The following is a 16,493-nucleotide window of genomic DNA, read 5'->3' on the forward strand; positions in this document are numbered from 1 at the left end:
GAAAAATAATAGTGTGAATTGTTTTGAAAATATTCAAAATTGTTAATGGTTACGTTATAATGATAAACGTACTGGTAAATATTGAACGGATAAAAGGAAAGAGGTCTTAATATTGGTGATTAGAGAGAGGTATTCTGACCAAGTGCATAGCGGCGAAATTCTGGATGTTCTTAGTTTGAATGGTACACCTGCATGCTTACTGGATTTGCGTCTACAAAAGGTTACGCTAAATCAGCAGATGCAAGGAACACTTCAACTGCAAGAGTCGGACATGTCGTTCTCTCAGTGGATCCGTAGTTTTGGTCACCCCGGACAACAACGATTGCAGCAGGTCTTGCACAGTCTCCTTACAGAAGGTCTCACGGAATCGTCTGTCCAGCTGACTGATATGAACAAGCATAAATATCAATGCAAAATGGTTCACCTGACAAATGGTCAGATTGCTTTTTCCTTCAAGAGCATTAAGGGCCTGCTCGAGGGTCCAGCCTCCATGACTCTCTCCTCGAAGCAAAAAGAAACGACTTTGTCATTGAACCCATCCGCCGGATATCGACACCAACGAAACAGGATACACATGTCTGAATCTAGGTCTTCTTCCATAAAAAAACGAATGATGCATCTGGTCGATAAATTCCCTCACGGCCTTGCATTGATCAACCACAATTGGGAAGTCACGTATGCCAATCCAAAAATGGAAGAAATGACAATGGTTCCTTTTTTACAAAACTACTTCAAAAAGTTGTGGGACATTTTTCCTATCCATGAACACTATCGTTTCTTTCAACAATATTTGAGGGCAATGGAAACGCAAGAGACTGTGGAGTTTGAAGGATTCCTTGAGAGAACCAAAACAGTTGTCCAGGTCACGGTTCATCCTACAGAGATGGGAATTACTGTGTTCCTTCAGGACATAACGGAATACAAAAATCAATTAAAAGCATTAAGAGCTTCAGAAGAAAGATTCGCTTTGCTGGCAAATAACATCAAAGATGTTTTTTGGATCAGCGAGCCTGACTTTAAAGAACTGCATTATGTCAGTCCAGCTTTTCAAGAAATGTTCGGCATTTCCCGTCGAGAAGCTTTCTTTGATCCAAATACATTTGTAGAACGTGTACATGAATCAGACCGTGCTTCCTTAAGAGCGGCTCTTGGGGAAATGGAAAAGAAAGAAAGTGAAGTCGAGTACCGTCTTGTAGGTCCTAAGCAAGAAACGAAATGGATCCGTACGAAAGGCTTTCCTGTCGAATATTACGGGAATTCTTATGTGCTCGGAATTCATGAAGATGTGACGGAATATAAAGAGATGCTTGAATTCAAGGAAAGATCTCAGCAGTTATCTACAATTACCCAAATGTCAGCAGGGATCGCACATGAAATTAAAAACCCTTTGACTGCAATTAAAGGTTTCCTTCAGATTGGGGCAGCTAATCCAGAGTTAAGGGATAACTATCAGGAAATCATTCTTGATGAAGTCAATCGCATTGAAGCCATCGTTCAGGATTTCATGATGCTATCCAAACCGAAGTCATCCATTCAGCTTGAACAGGTAGACCCGGAACAACTCGTTTCCTACGTGTTGCGTTTGTTGGAACCTGAAGCGAATGAAAAACAAATCTATCTTCTCTTTGATTGTGATCCGATTCAGGACAAATTCGAAACAGAACCGAAGCGGTTGAATCAAATTCTAATCAACCTTGTCAAAAATGCCATTGATGCTGTGGATTTAGGAGGAGAGGTCCGGGTAACTATTCGGATGTCCAGCACTCACCTAACGCTATCCGTTACAGATAATGGGCCTGGATTAACACCACAGGAACTTGCAAAAATTGGTGAACCTTTCTTTACTACTAAAGAAAAAGGGACCGGTTTAGGAGTAATGGTGACAAAGAAAATCATTTCAGACCTGAATGGAGAAATATCATACGAGAGTCAAAAAGGTACCGGGACAACGGTAACTGTCTCTCTACCAAAATAGATACTTTTAAAAATCATCATCCAAAGGGATGATGATTTTTTTTGATTATTAGCGTTTTTGGAAACGAAATTAAAAAATTCGACAAGAAAAAACTAACGGAAACTTTATATGCAAAGGGTCCTTTTTTTCTTTTTCCTTGACAGAGTTCATCCTATTTTGAAAATTAAATCCAATCACCACTAGTAATTATTAGAATTTTCTACGTTCAATCGCTTACAAAAAATAATATATATTTTTACATAAAAAGCTGTTTACAAACGTACTTATGGGATCTATAATCCCGATTGTACTACAATTTTCGTTCGACAAATTCTAACTTATTTCCACATAAAAAGGAGGCTTTCTGATGCTGAAAAAAGTATGGTCCTTTCTGTTGATGAACTTAGGTGCGCTCGGGGTAGCCATCAACGTCCATTTTTTCTTATCACCAAACGATCTTGCCACAGGAGGAGTAAGTGGTGCTTCAATTGTGCTCAATAAAATCATACCTGATCTTTCACTAGGTATGATTATGATCATCTTGAACGTCATACTCTTCGTTGTCGGTTTAATATTCTTAGGTTTTCAATTTGGTATCAAGACGATTTATGCGAGTTTTGCTCTGTCCTTTATGGTTTGGGGACTGGAAGCATTTTTCCCGATGCAGGAGCCTTTAAGTAATGATCTTCTGATTCAATTAATTATTGGTCAGATTATCGCAGCATCCGGAATGGCGCTTGTTTTCCATCAGGGAGCCTCTACCGGCGGAACAGATATTCTAGCTATGATCCTGAATAAATTCTTTTCTATTGAAGTCGGAAAAGGGGTCTTATTCTCTGATATTGCGATTGCAACCTCATCTATTTTCCTTTTCGGACCAACCGTAGGAATGTACGCGTTTTTCGGTGTGATTTTAAATGGTCTTGTTATTGACTACATGCTGCAACAGTTTGAAGACAATAAAGAGATCGTCATTATCAGTCGTGAGAGTGAGCAAGTCCGGTACTTTATTGTCAACCAGCTTGGCCGAGGGGCTACCATCCATCAGGCGAAAGGTGCGTTCAATCAGGAAGACAAAGAGGTCATCACAACAATCTTAAGCCGCAAAGACTATACGCGTTTGAAAAAATATATGACAGCTATTGATGAACAAGCTTTCATTACGGTGCACTCCATGAACGAGATTCTTGGTGAAAACTTTAAACGCTTGGCATAAAAGGTGGGATAACATCCAGAACCGCACGTTTACAGATACGATCAATGAGCGTCAATCCAGGACGGACGACGTCTATGAATACTTGAAGAACAACATTTTGTTTCGTCATCTACCACCAGGCACCCAGCTTGTAGAAAACATGATCGGGAAAGAATTACAAGTGTCACGCACCCCGATTCGAAATGCTATGAAAAAGCTGGAACAGGAAGGGTTAGTCAAAATTTATTCTAATCGTGGGGCTTTTGTGGTTGAACCTACACTTGAAGAAATAAGACAAGCCTTTGATATGAGGCGTCATTTAGAGAAAATGACGCTTGAACAAATCTATGACCAAATGAATGAAGAAGATTTCATTCACTTGCAAGAATGGATCGAACATGAAAGAAAAACCTACGCAAATCGAGATATATTAGAGTACCTTGATGTGAACAAGCAATTTCATATGACCCTTGCATTAAAAACAAAGAATACGTTTTTGATTGACTTTACTGAACGGATCCTCAATCAAATCAATGTATATCTTATGTTGTATGATGTGTTTGTAGATGAAGACCTGTACGAGAAGCAGCGATTTAGAGAACATGAACTTTTACTTGAAGCATTAAGGAATAAAAATTTCCCACGCTTGCTTCAACTGATCGATGAGCATATGGAAGAAAGCTTGAATTATATGTCGATTGGTAAAAGCAGAAATATGAAAGAAGAAAAGAAAAAGAGCCTTTGATCCAGATTACTACAGTCCGGATCTAAAGGCTCTTTTTCTTTGATGGCGTAACGTTTTAAGTAAGATACTGACATTAATAACAATGACTGTGACCAAAGAAGCGAGCGTATAATTGAAATTTTTCGTGATCATGGATACAGGTAAAAACGCGATAACCATGATGGTTGATATAAAAAACAATTGGTACATGCTAAGTCCAAGCTGTTTACGGACAGGGCGAGCTTCCACTACTGATCACTCCCTGAATATACTTATACACATTATATGAAAAGTCGAAATAATTTGTCAATTACATTGTATGCTCCATCTTTAACACTAACCCTACATCATTCAACTATTAGGCAGATCTTTGAAGACTCGATTTTCGAGATGTTTGTGAAGGTTCAAGGGGGTTCCGGGAAACGGTTCGCTTTTCTGGGCGGGCGGTGAGCCTCCTCTGGCTGCGCCTTCCGGGGTCTCACAGTGCTCCTGCGGAAAGCGAGCTATTCCCCGTAGCACCCCATCCTAAACAAACGTCTCCAAACTGAATCTTCCACAATCGGGAGATAGTGTTGTCGGATTATTTTTATGATTCATTATTTGAAATATTAAGAAAAATTGCTATAATAGAATGGACAAACTGAACAGTCGCTCATTAAAAAGGAGGCCGCTATATGAAAAGAGAAGAATTGATCGCTCCTGAAAGATACAATGTCGTTTCTGAAATGGAGAAGTACGCGAAAGAATCGGGAAGAAAAGCTTTGTTATGGTTGAACGAAGAAGGAGACCAGAAAGAAGTTACATATGAAACGTTAATGCAAAACGCGAACAAAATTGGAAACGCTTTCCTGGAGCAGGGATTTAAACAAGGGGATAAAGTACTTGTCATGATTCCACGTTTGATTGAAGCGTACCAAGTGTATATAGCTGCTCTTAAAGTAGGTCTTGTCGTGATCCCAAGTTCTGAAATGTTGAGGACAAAGGATTTACAATATCGAATATCGCATGGCGAAGTAAGAGGTGTCATCAGCTATTATCCTTATACAGACCAATTCCATGGTGTGAACGAATTCGATGAACTCATTACTTTTTCTGTAGGTGGTGTTAAAGAAAATTGGCGTGATCTTGACTCTCTCATGGAGGACCAAAGCGAGGAGCTAGGTCTTGCAGATACTTCAAGAGAGGATATGGCGTTCCTTTCTTATACATCTGGAACAACAGGTAATCCGAAAGGTGTTGTGCATACACATGGATGGGGGTATGCGCATTTGAAGACGGCTGCTGATAAGTGGCTGGCCATACAAGATGGGGATACGGTTTGGGCAACAGCTGGACCAGGATGGCAGAAGTGGATATGGAGTCCTTTCCTATCCGTGCTGGGAACTGGGGCCGAAGGGTTGATCTATCAAGGGAAATTCGACCCCAAGAAGTATTTAAGCTTGATGGATAAACATGATGTAAATGTTCTCTGCTGTACACCGACAGAATATCGTTTGATGGCTAAAGTAGATAATTTATCTGACTATAAATTAGAGGGATTACACAGCGCTGTATCTGCAGGAGAGCCTTTAAATCGCGAAGTCATTGACACGTTCCAAAAACATTATGATGTAACGGTAAGAGATGGTTATGGTCAGACAGAAAATACTCTACTCGTTGGAATTATGAAAGATATGGAGGTCCGCCCAGGGTCAATGGGACGTCCAACGCCTGGGAATCAGGTTGAAATCATTGATGAAATGGGGACACCTGTAGAGGCAGGAGAGGTAGGTGACATTGCCGTTCACTTAGATACTCCTGCTTTGTTCAAAGAGTATTATAAAGATCCAGAACGCACGAAGATGTCTCGTCGAGGCAACTACTATGTGACTGGCGACCAGGCGAAAAAGGATGAAGAGGGTTACTTTTGGTTTGAAGGAAGAAGTGACGATATTATCATTAGTTCCGGCTATACCATAGGACCGTTCGAAGTGGAAGATGCACTAGTCAAGCATGAGGCTGTCCAAGAATGTGCCGTTGTCGCAAGTCCGGATGAAGTTCGGGGAAACGTTGTAAAGGCCTACATTGTTCTTCAAAAAGGGTATGAAGAAAACGATGATTTGGTTTCTGATCTCCAAAATCATGTGAAGGAATTGACGGCTCCTTACAAGTACCCAAGAAAAGTGGAATTCATACAAGAGCTGCCGAAGACGACTTCTGGAAAAATACGAAGAGTTGAACTTCGTCAAAAAGAAAATGTCATGAAATAGAAGATTCACCCAAACCTGAAGGTCGAGATTGGCCTTCGGGTTTGTTATGATTTAAAGGAAAATTATGTGAAAGAAACGAGGAGGGGAAGAGATGATACGGGATGTAAAGCTTGGGGATGCAGAAGGACTCATTCCTTTAATGAAGGAACTTGGTTACCCCTCAAATAAAGAGCAGATGAACCATAGATTGAAGAGCATCCTATCCCAAGAGCATTACCAAACCTTCGTCTATGAGGGGAATAACGAGGTGCTGGGCATGATCGGGATGACTTACAACGAAGCCTATCATACAGATGACCCGCACGTAAGGGTCATTGCATTCGTGGTACATAAATTCGAGCAGGGAAACGGGATAGGGAAAATGCTCATGCAAAAAGCCGAGGAGTGGGCGGTTGATCGAGGGGCGAAAACGATGGTATTGAATAGTGGAAATAGAGAGGAAAGAAGGAAAGCCCATGAGATTTACCATTCTTTTGGCTTCGAGGGAAAGGCAACAGGATTTTATAAGCGGCTCGATTAAAATCTCCAATTATGATCAGACTATAATACATACGTACAGCAAACAGGGATAAGGAGGGCGGATATTAGGTGAAAATCAGACTGGAAGTTACATATAAAACGCCGAAAAAAACGGAAGCTTTTTTTAAATCAGAAGAGATGACGATCGGGCAGGCATTGTTAATTACAGAAGATCTGGAAAAGACAGGACGTGCCAAGTCCGTTGCCTTCATCGATGAATACGATACGACATGGAAGCGGAAGGATTTACAGAAATACTTGGATAATCTTGAAACCGAGCCACACGATATCACGGTCTATTTTGATGGCGGCTACGAAATTAAGGAACGTAAGGCAGGGCTGGGTTGCGTTATTTATTATAGTCAGAGTGGCAAATCCATGCGTTTTCGAATGAATGCGCTCATCGATGAGTTGAATTCGAATAATGAAGCGGAGTATGCCGCCTTACATTTAGCTGTCCAGGAATTGGACTTCATGGGGGTGCATCACATTCCTGTTCGGTTTGTAGGAGATTCACAAGTTGTAATCAATCAAATGAATGATGAGTGGCCCACAATGGAAGAGGATCTGAATAATTGGGCGGATCGAATTGAAGAAAAGGTTAAGCAAATGGGGATTACGCCTAGTTTTGAAGTGATTTCGAGAAAAGATAATGGAGAAGCAGACAGACTTGCGACACAAGCTTTAAAAGGAGTGGAAGTAACAAGTCGAGCAGAGCTTGATTAAATGCTCAAAGACGATGGGGGTTCCATCGTCTTTTTTAACTTTTACGCTTGAATAGATACTGGTGTACCTAAAGGGATGATCTTTGCTAATTCTTCTACATCTTTGTTATACATGCGTATGCATCCTTTGGAAACAGCTTTTCCAATTGAAGAAGGGTCGTTGGTACCGTGGATCCCATAATGCTGCTTGGATAAACTCATCCACATGGTTCCGTATGGACCTCCAGGGTTTGGTGCTTTGTTGATGATGAAAAAGTTCCCAACAGGTGTAGCTGAGAGCATGCGTCCTACCGCTATAGGATACTCTTTTTGCAACGAGCCATTTTTATACAAACGTAAATGACGTTGCGATGTGGATACATTTATTCTATACGGATTGGTATCCGGGTTTGGAAATCCTGGGATATTGAATGGTTGACCTGGAAAAATCATATTTGGGTTTGCAATTTGGTTTGCAGCCAGGATATCCCTCAAAGGCGTACGATAATCTCTTGATATTTGAGCTAATGTTTCACCTGGTTTTACATAATGGATCATTCCTGTCACCTCGTTGAATGGGGTTATATCATTTTATGTGGGAAAACAGGAGAATTGCTCATCCATTATAATCACTTAAAAGGACCTGACACCATGAGTCAGGTCCTTGATTTGTTAGTGGTTAGTAATTTGTTATAAAACGATGGTTTTATTTTTATGAACAATCACACGATCCTCAAGAGCCCATTTGACGGCTCTATTCAGGACACTTCGTTCAATCAATCTGCCCTTTTTCTTTAAATCGTTCACACTGTTCCTATGGTCGACTCTAATCACGTCTTGTTCAATAATTGGTCCTTCATCAAGATCATCTGTCACATAATGCGAGGTGGCACCAATCAACTTCACCCCACGTTTGTAGGCACGTTTATGCGGATTAGCGCCAATAAATGCAGGCAAGAAGGAATGGTGGATATTAATGATCTTAGATGGATGGCTGTCTACAAACTTAGGGGTTAGGATCTGCATGTACCTGGCTAAGATGATTAAATCAATATTGTATTCTTCTAATAAATTCAACTGTTTCTCTTCTACTTCTTCCCGGATATCTTTATTTGCCGGAATGTAATAAAAGGGGATACCAAAAGACTCAACAATATCTCTCGCTGATTCATGGTTGCTGATAACCAGAGGAATGGCGGTTACAAGATCGCCGCTTTCCCATTCATATAAAAGCTCACGTAAACAATGAAGTTCTTTCGATACAAAAATAGCCGTGCGTTTCAATTCATGGAGGAAAGTCATACGCCACGTCATCTCGAATTGTTCGGCAAGAGCATGAAAATCTGCTCTCATAGTGTCTTCCTTTGATTTCATATTTTCTGAAGAAAATACGATCCGGAGAAAGAAGGTTCCTTCTTCATGATCGGTTGTGAATTGATTTGATTCCACAATATTTGCCCCGTGTTCGTATAGGAATGTTGAGATGCTGGAAACGATTCCTGGTTGATCTGGACAACTGACGAGCAAACGGGCTTTATCCTCATTCTTGTTTAAGTAATGTTGAATTTGTTGGTTGGTCGAAGTCATCAACACTCATCCTTCCTTTTTGTTCTACTCATTATAGTCGAGTCAAAGACGTTTGGAAAGCACAGTCATGTTTTGGAATGGGAAAATACGGATACATTCTTCTGTAACGAGGAAATGAAATTTTCTTTTTATAAAGGAGAAATGAAAATGCGTAACTATTTGAAGCACTATATAAACGGCGAATGGGTAGAATCTACAGGCAATGAAACAGAAGATGTCATTAACCCTGCAACAGAAGAAGTCATCGGTACGATTAGTCTGGGTACGGAAGAGGATTTGAATAAAGCGGTCCAGGCAGCCAGGGATGCTTTTCCGTCTTTCTCTCAGACATCTAAAGAAGAGAGAATCAAACTGCTGGAAAGCATAGCTGCTGAATATGAAAATCGTAAAGATGAGATTATTGAGACGATTACAGAAGAGTTGGGCTCACCCAAATCTGTCTCAGAAAAGGTCCATTATATGATGGGGTATAATCATTTTTCACAAGCAGCAGAATCGTTAAGAGATTTTTCATTTATTGAAGACCGGGGTGGCCATACGGTTATGAAGGACTCGGTGGGAGTTAGTGGCTTAATCACTCCATGGAATTTTCCGACCAACCAAATATCTACGAAAATTGCCAGTGCTTTTGCAGCGGGTAGTCCTGTTATCGCCAAGCCGGCAGAATTGACACCGTTTGCTGCCATTATTTTAACCGAAATCTTTGATAAGGTCGGCGTACCTAAGGGAGCGTTTAACTTAGTGAATGGATCCGGCTCTGTTATTGGTAATGGCATCAGTTCCCACCCTGATATCGATTTTGTATCTTTCACTGGTTCTGGTGCTGTCGGACAGAAAATCATGCAAAATGCATCTGAACGTATTGCTAACGTTGCATTAGAACTTGGAGGTAAATCACCACTTGTCATACTTGAAGATGCTGACGTCGAGGAAGCTGCTAAAGCTGCGATCAATCACATCGCAACCAACAGTGGTCAAGTTTGTTCAGCTGCAACAAGAGTCTTGGTGCCTTCCTCTATGAAAGATTCATTTGAAGAGGCTATTAAAAAAGTACTTCCTGAATTTCCTGTAGGTGATCCTCAAGAAGACAATCATGTGGGTCCTTTGGTGTCACAAAAACAATGGGACACGGTTCAATCGTATATAGAAAAAGGTCAGCAGGAAGGAGCCACGCTACTTGCAGGAGGTACTGGGAAGCCTGAAGGATTAGAGAAAGGTTACTATGCTAAACCTACGGTATTCACAAATGTGAGTAACGATATGGTAATCGCACAAGAAGAAATCTTTGGCCCCGTCACCTGCCTAATCACTTATGACACGATCGAAGAAGCCATTGAAATTTCCAACGACACTAAATACGGATTGGCTGGTTACGTTTTCGGTGAAGATGAACAGACACTAGCAAAAGTTGCCTCAAGCATCCGAGCGGGACGAGTTAAGGTCAATGATGCAGAAGCGGACTTTGCCGCACCATTCGGTGGATATAAGCAATCAGGAATAGGTAGAGAATGGGGCGATTATGGGATTGAAGAATATTTAGAAGTAAAAACAGTTTTAGGCTATCCAAAAAGATAAGAGTGAAAAGGCGGAGATTGCTCCGTCTTTTTCTTTTGGTAATAAAAGGAAATTTTTAAAAAAATGAAACCTTACCACCTTTTCGTTCGTATTAAGTGTAAATGAAGTCGAATGGACATGCGAAGAGGTGGAGGAATGGGAAAAAAGGGAATCATTTTTGGAGGGCTTATACTTGTCGTGTTTTTTGCATACATATACGTCGATCAAAGGTATTTTTTCAACCCTATCGCGTTCAGTCAAGATGATATTACTCCCTATCATTGGAGTGAATATGAACGGCCGGTCACGATTACTTACTACGATTTAGAATCAGAAAGAAAAGCATACAAACTGGACCAGGAAAAGCCAGTCCGCAAGTTTTTGGAAGAAATGAAAAACAGTCCACCTGTACAGAAACCGGCTGCAACATCAGAAGTAGAAGGAGCGCTGAAACTCTCTTGTGAAGGAGAGACTTTATTGGAAGTATATTTCTACGAAGGTTATTGGGAAATCCTTCGTGAAAGTGGCACGATGTATGAATTGACTCAGGATTTAAAAGGATTAATCGACACTCTTTAACCAGTTGGAACTCCCATTCCAACTGGTTTTCTTTATTTTTCAATCTTCAACGATAGCTCCCTATTTTTGAAGACTCAGTTTCGAGACTTTTGTTGAGTGGAAGGGGGCTGCGGGGAATGACTCGCTTTCCGCGGGAGCGCGGTGAGCCTCCTCGGACTGCGTCCTGTGGGGTCTCACCCTGCACTTTTTTCCCGCAGGAGTCTCGCCATTCCCCTCCGCCCTTTTGCCATATAAGTATCTCGAAACTACTTCCAGAATAAGCAGCTGTCCAGCGTAATGGAAGTTCGTGAATCCAACTATAAACAAGCAGTCCTCTGTTCTTTAACGCTTGCTATGAAGCGCTTTTTTACTGGAAGCAGTGTTAATGGAAAATGCTCCATTTGTGTAGGTGGGTTCGTTTCTCACAATATCGAATGGGGTGGTTGGGAAGCCACTCCCCCACAGGAAAGCGAGTGGCTTCCCAACCACCCCTAACACTCAATTCAGCAACGAACCCTGAAACATCTCGATACTGAGTCTTCAACAATCCTGCCATATTGTTAAATGAAAGGAGATAGTTAAGGTGGAGGGGAGTTGGATAAGGGAGGGTTTTGTTCGTTTCTTTATGGATGAGGTTGTAATATACTTGGAAAGGATAAAGATAAAAGAGGATGCAAAGGAGGTCTGTGATCATGAATAAATGGTTTACTCATATTTTTAATATTCTCGTCGGCATCTTAATTGTAGCCGAGGGTGCCGTATATATTTTCATGAACAATAAAGATGGGGAATTCCATTTACGAAGTATTGTGATGACGGCTCTGTTATTTTTAGCATGGGGAATGTCTTACCGCAAGCAACTGACCAGTGAAAATCCTAGTGCCTGGTTAATTGTGACGATTATTATATTGATTCCAATGATTCTCCCCTGGTTGTTTTTTATATAAAAATCAAGCGAGCCATTTGAATAACCCGATGCTTCCGAAAAGCAGCGCGGCCACTAAATAAATGTAACCGAAAGCTTTGTGCTTTCCTTCCTCACTGTTTGTTTCAACAGACCCTGCGAAAACTAAAAAAAGCACTCCGATAATAAACAATGACGTTTCCACCCCCGAAAAAGGAGGGGGTTTGAGTGTAAGCCATCCTTCCACTGGAATGGCTGTGAAGAGTGGGAGATATAAAGGATCGAGATGATCATCCCACTTTTTCTTCTGTTCAGACAAGAGATTCCCACCTCATTTCAACGATTTTTCCTACTTTTTACTTTCCGCTTTTTGTTCTAATTTGTCAAATTTCGAAAAAGTCCGTTACTTTTTCCCTAGATAGGGTATAGAACATACAAGTCCATTTGCCTCTGTCTATACACTTTGTTACAATGATGCTCGTGTTTCTCTCCGGTACATAGCTCCGCAACATTGAATGATTTGCCTCTTGCAGAACAAACTAAAGAATGAAGAAGTAGAAAGGATGTATGTCATTTGAAAACAAAATTAATTGATTGGCCAACGTTTATCGGCGCTCTCGTGTTGCTGCTCGGTGTCACGTTACCACTGATCATCTTCCCGGAAGCGGGTAAAGAGGTTGTATCCCAAGCGAATACGTTCATGACGGAAAACTTTGGTGTCCTTTATATGATTATGGGCTTCGTTATTTTCGCTTTCCTTGTATATGTTGCTTTTAGCAAAAACGGATCGATTAAACTGGGTGACGAAGGTGAAAAGCCAGAATTTAATACGTTCTCCTGGGCAGCCATGTTGTTTGCTGCCGGAATTGGTTCCAGTATCCTTTATTGGGCGGTTATTGAATGGGCGTATTATTACCAGGGCCCTCCGTTTGGCGTAGAAGCTGGTTCGAAAGAAGCGATCCAATGGGCATCCGCATATGGAATGTTCCACTGGGGACCGATCGCCTGGGCCATTTATACACTGCCGGCTCTCCCAATCGCTTACTTTTACTATGTTCGAAAAAAACCTGTACTTAAGGTCAGTGAGGCTGTCCGTCCTGTTTTAGGTGATTCGGTAGACGGTCCTCTTGGAAACATCATTGATGTGTTATTCATGTTTGGACTTTTAGGTGGAGCAGGAACGACACTTGCCCTTGGTACACCGATGATTGCGCAAGGGGTTAACAGTTTGACTGGTATCCCTGTAACGTTAGGGCTTAAAGCAGGCATTATGTTACTTTGTACATTGATCTTTGCAATCAGCTCGTATTCAGGACTGAAACGAGGAATCAAAGTACTTAGTGATGTGAACTTGTGGTTGTCGATCTTCCTACTTGCCTTTATCTTCATCTTTGGACCGACGCGCTTCATTAGTGAAACAACTTTCAACGCGTTGGGAATATTAGCAGATAATTTCTTCGTTATGGCGACATGGATGGAGCCATTTGGAAACTTAGGGCAATTTGAAAAGACCAGCTTCCCTGAGTATTGGACAATATTCTATTGGGCTTGGTGGCTTGTTTATGCTCCATTCGTCGGGTTGTTTGTGGCACGTATTTCCAGAGGTCGAACCATCCGTCAAATGGTGCTTGGAACGATGGTTTACGGTACGCTCGGTTGTATCCTCTTCTTCGGAATTATGGGGAACTTCGGATTGTACATGCAGTTGACTGGGCAATTCGATGCGATCGCATTCATGGATGCGAATGGTGCCCCTGCGACCATTGTTGAAATCATCAATCAGCTTCCGTTAGCGAAGTTCATGGTATTGATCTTTACCGTTCTTGCGATTATTTTCCTTGCAACGACTTTCGATTCTTCTTCTTACATCCTGGCTTCTGTTGTACAGAAGAACGTAGAAGGAGAGCCTTTGCGTTGGAACCGTTTGTTCTGGGCCTTCGCATTGTGCTTGATGCCTCTTGCGCTTATGTTCCTCGGAGGGTTGGGAACTTTGCAGACAGCAAGTATCGTTGGTGGATTTCCACTGTTAGGCATTATGTTCCTGCTTGCATGGTCATTCATGAAGGCTTCCAACACGGACATACGTGAATCGGATGATTATGAACCGAGTACGATTCACATTAGACGTTGGAAAAACCGTAAGAAGAAGAAAAAACGCTCGGCTCTTGAAGCACTCGAAGATAAACCTGATCAGGATTAATAAAAAAGAGGTTTCCCTAAAGTTAGGGAAACCTCTTTTTCGTTTTTATTTGAAAAAAGATTAAAGGGGTAGATAGGATGGGGCAGAGAGAACTTCATAATCTCCGCTATCTGTTAAGCATTGATGGAGCAGGTGCAGGTGATCCCCTCCAATAAGAACGAGGATGCGGTCATCTTCTTCAGATATTCTTGCGATGTTTGCAGCAATCGCCAGATCACGATGATACCACTGTTTCAGCCATTCAACCCCGACTTGGTGCTGCCTGTCCCCGACACGTGAGAGTTTCATATAGACTCTTTGGAGTTCTTTTACATAATCTGGATCATTAATGTAGCGTAAGATGGTTTTTATTGTTTCATTGTCTTCCATTGTCTTGAGGCTTTTTTGTACTTCCATAATTTCTTTAAACAAAGACTCTTGATGTTCTTTCGCCCATTGAAAGACCTGGTCTAAAGAAGGCCTTGACATGTCTACTACTTCATCGACAGGATAAATAGACGGTAAGTCCAACTCATTAGCAAGACGAAAAGCAATTTGTTCGATTTCATCGTAAGTTGGCGTAAGCGTATCATCCTTAAAAGCGTTGTATTTACGGTCCAGTTCTTCTTCAATGAGGAAGGGTTTTTCCACGGCTATTTTAGTTGGATTGAAATCTTTCAGGGAGTGAACAACCTCCTGGATTTCCATTTGTTGATCGTTGACCATTTCGGGATTCATGGCCATATGAAAAGTTCCTACAAGTAAAATTTTTGGTTTGGTCAAAGCGATAGCTCCTCCTTTATGATTGATTTATTTTGAATGAAGGGAGGACTTCTTCTCCAAGCTCCTGCACAATTTCCTTCACAGGTCTCTGGTTTTTGGATAATCCAAACATCAAATGATTAACGCCGATGGAACGATACTGTTCAATCAAATCCATCAGTCCATTTCTCCCCACTTTATATCCAGCTGGTATTTTTTCTACAGGAGCATCTGGGTCTTCTTGGAGTTGCAATGGAAGGGGCATAAAGAAGGGACGAAACGCTTCTTCACCATGGTACTGCTTCACTTTCTCTCTGAACTGAGAAATGGTTTCTTTCTGTTGAGCTGGTCGTTGGGGATAAAACATCCATCCATCTCCATGTTCAGCAACCCAATCCAACGTCTGTTGGCAATAGCCTGTCATAAAAGTGGGGATTCGTTTTTCAGGCTTTGGCACAATGTTTGATCGATTCATCGTACCAAAAGAGGAGTGGACCTCAGGGAATTCATTGTAAATTGCTTCATTAAATAAATGGAAGGCTTCCCTGAACCATTCACTACGCTCCATAATTGGAATATTCAGCCCTTCGAAGTCCTTCCGTCGATCCCCTGATGAAATTCCGAACATTAGTCTTTCAGGGAAAAGTTTTTCAATACTTGCCAATTCTTTTGCTGTCCTTAAAGGGTGACGGAGCGGCATAACAAGAGCTGCTGTCCCCAGGTTGATTTTCTTTGTATGAGCCGCCAAGTACGTCAGGTAAATCAAGCTGTCAAAGATCTGGCCTGTCGCGGGATCTTCAAACGTAGGATCTTCTAAAAGAACGTCCTGGAACCAAAGACAATGAAAATTCAAATCTTCAGCTAGTTGAGCCATTTGAACTTGATTCTTCATCTCTGGAGGGGCTTGGTCGTAATTTTCAATAGGTATGGTTAAACCGAATGAGATTTGGTCTGGTTGCAGCATCTGCTGATAGCCACGGTGGTCTTGAAACAAAAGGAATCCTCCTTCATTGTAATCGACTATTTTCTATTATAATGAGAACTCCTTCAGAAAACTAACCAAAAAGGTTAAAGAAGTAAGGATATTCAACTATATGGAAAGGATTGTAGAACACTCGGATTCGAGATCGTTCGGGGTTCGTTTGCCATGTGAGGAGTCAGGGGTGGCTAGGAAGCTACTCGTCTAGCTGGATCGCCCAGACACTCGCTTCATAAGCAGAACAGCAAAAGAATGAAAAGCACATTCCGTTGCTGTTCTGCTTATGCCAGTCGTGTCTACCAGGGCGATTCCGCATTTGAACACTTTCCTGTGGGGGAGTGGCGAGCTATTCCCCGCAGCCCCTATCCACTCAACAAAAGTCTCGAAACTGAGTCTTCAAGATAAACAAGCTTATATGAAGAAAGGATAAATGATAAAAGCTCCCTTAGAGAGGGAGCTTTTGGCGTTATTATATGATGTAGATGGTTAGATAGAGAAGGAAGGTAAGAAAAGCTGATCCTCCTGCTACACTTGCGATTTCGGTGGCATCGTATTGAATTCTTTTTTTCATGTTTGGTATCCCCTTTCAAATGACTGGTCTTAAGAACAGAGCGGACAAGTTTTG

At 41.5% G+C, this 16,493-nt stretch carries 16 protein-coding genes; 10 read left to right on the forward strand and 6 right to left on the reverse strand.

Annotated features, from left to right (window positions below):
- Positions 1 to 115 precede the first annotated feature (115 nt).
- From ACXACN_RS19160 to ACXACN_RS19170, 3 genes are all read left to right on the forward strand, one after another.
- Positions 116 to 1,975, forward strand: coding sequence for an ATP-binding protein (locus ACXACN_RS19160; RefSeq protein ID WP_474966922.1), 1,860 nt, complete (start codon positions 116 to 118; stop codon positions 1,973 to 1,975).
- Positions 1,976 to 2,321: 346 nt separating this feature from the next.
- Positions 2,322 to 3,170, forward strand: a complete 849-nt coding sequence (locus ACXACN_RS19165; protein ID WP_474966624.1) for a YitT family protein — start codon at positions 2,322 to 2,324, stop codon at positions 3,168 to 3,170.
- On the forward strand, positions 3,145 to 3,894 hold the full coding sequence (locus ACXACN_RS19170; protein ID WP_474966626.1) for a GntR family transcriptional regulator: 750 nt from the start codon (positions 3,145 to 3,147) through the stop codon (positions 3,892 to 3,894). Before ACXACN_RS19165 ends, ACXACN_RS19170 begins: the two co-directional genes overlap by 26 nt.
- 9 nt (positions 3,895 to 3,903) lie before the next feature.
- Here the strand turns inward: ACXACN_RS19170 and ACXACN_RS19175 are convergent, their stop codons facing one another.
- A complete protein-coding gene (locus ACXACN_RS19175) occupies positions 3,904 to 4,122 on the reverse strand; it encodes a hypothetical protein (RefSeq protein ID WP_474966628.1) in 219 nt (72 codons plus the stop codon).
- Between the two features lie 425 nt (positions 4,123 to 4,547).
- On the opposite strand from ACXACN_RS19175, the gene mbcS reads away from it, so the two are divergent.
- From mbcS to ACXACN_RS19190, 3 genes are all read left to right on the forward strand, one after another.
- Positions 4,548 to 6,122, forward strand: coding sequence for an acyl-CoA synthetase MbcS (gene mbcS, locus ACXACN_RS19180; protein ID WP_474966629.1), 1,575 nt, complete (start codon positions 4,548 to 4,550; stop codon positions 6,120 to 6,122).
- Positions 6,123 to 6,213: 91 nt separating this feature from the next.
- Positions 6,214 to 6,642 (forward strand): GNAT family N-acetyltransferase, encoded by a 429-nt coding sequence (locus tag ACXACN_RS19185; protein ID WP_474966630.1) that lies wholly within the window; start codon positions 6,214 to 6,216, stop codon positions 6,640 to 6,642.
- A gap of 68 nt (positions 6,643 to 6,710) precedes the next feature.
- Positions 6,711 to 7,367 carry a reverse transcriptase-like protein gene (locus tag ACXACN_RS19190; RefSeq protein WP_474966632.1) on the forward strand — a complete coding sequence of 219 codons (657 nt, stop codon included), beginning with the start codon at positions 6,711 to 6,713 and terminating at the stop codon, positions 7,365 to 7,367.
- Positions 7,368 to 7,408: 41 nt separating this feature from the next.
- Here ACXACN_RS19190 and ACXACN_RS19195 read toward each other — a convergent pair whose 3' ends face one another.
- Positions 7,409 to 7,903 carry a L,D-transpeptidase family protein gene (locus tag ACXACN_RS19195; protein ID WP_474966633.1) on the reverse strand — a complete coding sequence of 165 codons (495 nt, stop codon included), beginning with the start codon at positions 7,901 to 7,903 and terminating at the stop codon, positions 7,409 to 7,411.
- A 132-nt stretch (positions 7,904 to 8,035) separates the two neighbouring features.
- Entirely contained in the window at positions 8,036 to 8,932 is an 897-nt protein-coding gene (gene purU, locus ACXACN_RS19200) for a formyltetrahydrofolate deformylase (RefSeq protein ID WP_474966635.1), read from the reverse strand.
- A gap of 147 nt (positions 8,933 to 9,079) precedes the next feature.
- On the opposite strand from purU, the gene ACXACN_RS19205 reads away from it, so the two are divergent.
- The 3 genes from ACXACN_RS19205 to ACXACN_RS19215 all read left to right on the forward strand — a co-directional run bounded on the left by ACXACN_RS19205 (position 9,080) and on the right by ACXACN_RS19215 (position 11,991).
- The gene (locus tag ACXACN_RS19205; protein WP_474966637.1) at positions 9,080 to 10,507 is read left to right on the forward strand and encodes an aldehyde dehydrogenase family protein; all 1,428 of its coding nucleotides are present in this window, start codon (positions 9,080 to 9,082) and stop codon (positions 10,505 to 10,507) included.
- Between the two features lie 135 nt (positions 10,508 to 10,642).
- On the forward strand, positions 10,643 to 11,065 hold the full coding sequence (locus ACXACN_RS19210; protein WP_474966638.1) for a hypothetical protein: 423 nt from the start codon (positions 10,643 to 10,645) through the stop codon (positions 11,063 to 11,065).
- Positions 11,066 to 11,736: 671 nt separating this feature from the next.
- On the forward strand, positions 11,737 to 11,991 hold the full coding sequence (locus ACXACN_RS19215; RefSeq protein ID WP_474966639.1) for a hypothetical protein: 255 nt from the start codon (positions 11,737 to 11,739) through the stop codon (positions 11,989 to 11,991).
- 3 nt (positions 11,992 to 11,994) lie between these two features.
- Here the strand turns inward: ACXACN_RS19215 and ACXACN_RS19220 are convergent, their stop codons facing one another.
- Complete coding sequence (locus ACXACN_RS19220; protein ID WP_474966641.1) at positions 11,995 to 12,267, reverse strand: hypothetical protein; 273 nt, start codon at positions 12,265 to 12,267, stop codon at positions 11,995 to 11,997.
- 255 nt (positions 12,268 to 12,522) lie between these two features.
- On the opposite strand from ACXACN_RS19220, the gene ACXACN_RS19225 reads away from it, so the two are divergent.
- Positions 12,523 to 14,148 carry a BCCT family transporter gene (locus tag ACXACN_RS19225; RefSeq protein WP_474966642.1) on the forward strand — a complete coding sequence of 542 codons (1,626 nt, stop codon included), beginning with the start codon at positions 12,523 to 12,525 and terminating at the stop codon, positions 14,146 to 14,148.
- A gap of 60 nt (positions 14,149 to 14,208) precedes the next feature.
- Here ACXACN_RS19225 and ACXACN_RS19230 read toward each other — a convergent pair whose 3' ends face one another.
- Positions 14,209 to 14,910, reverse strand: a complete 702-nt coding sequence (locus tag ACXACN_RS19230) for a DUF5694 domain-containing protein (RefSeq protein WP_474966643.1) — start codon at positions 14,908 to 14,910, stop codon at positions 14,209 to 14,211.
- 16 nt (positions 14,911 to 14,926) lie between these two features.
- A complete protein-coding gene (locus ACXACN_RS19235) occupies positions 14,927 to 15,853 on the reverse strand; it encodes a TIGR03571 family LLM class oxidoreductase (RefSeq protein WP_474966924.1) in 927 nt (308 codons plus the stop codon).
- Positions 15,854 to 16,493: the final 640 nt, after the last annotated feature.

It is taken from the genome of Halobacillus sp. AWM4_238 (assembly GCF_056158265.1).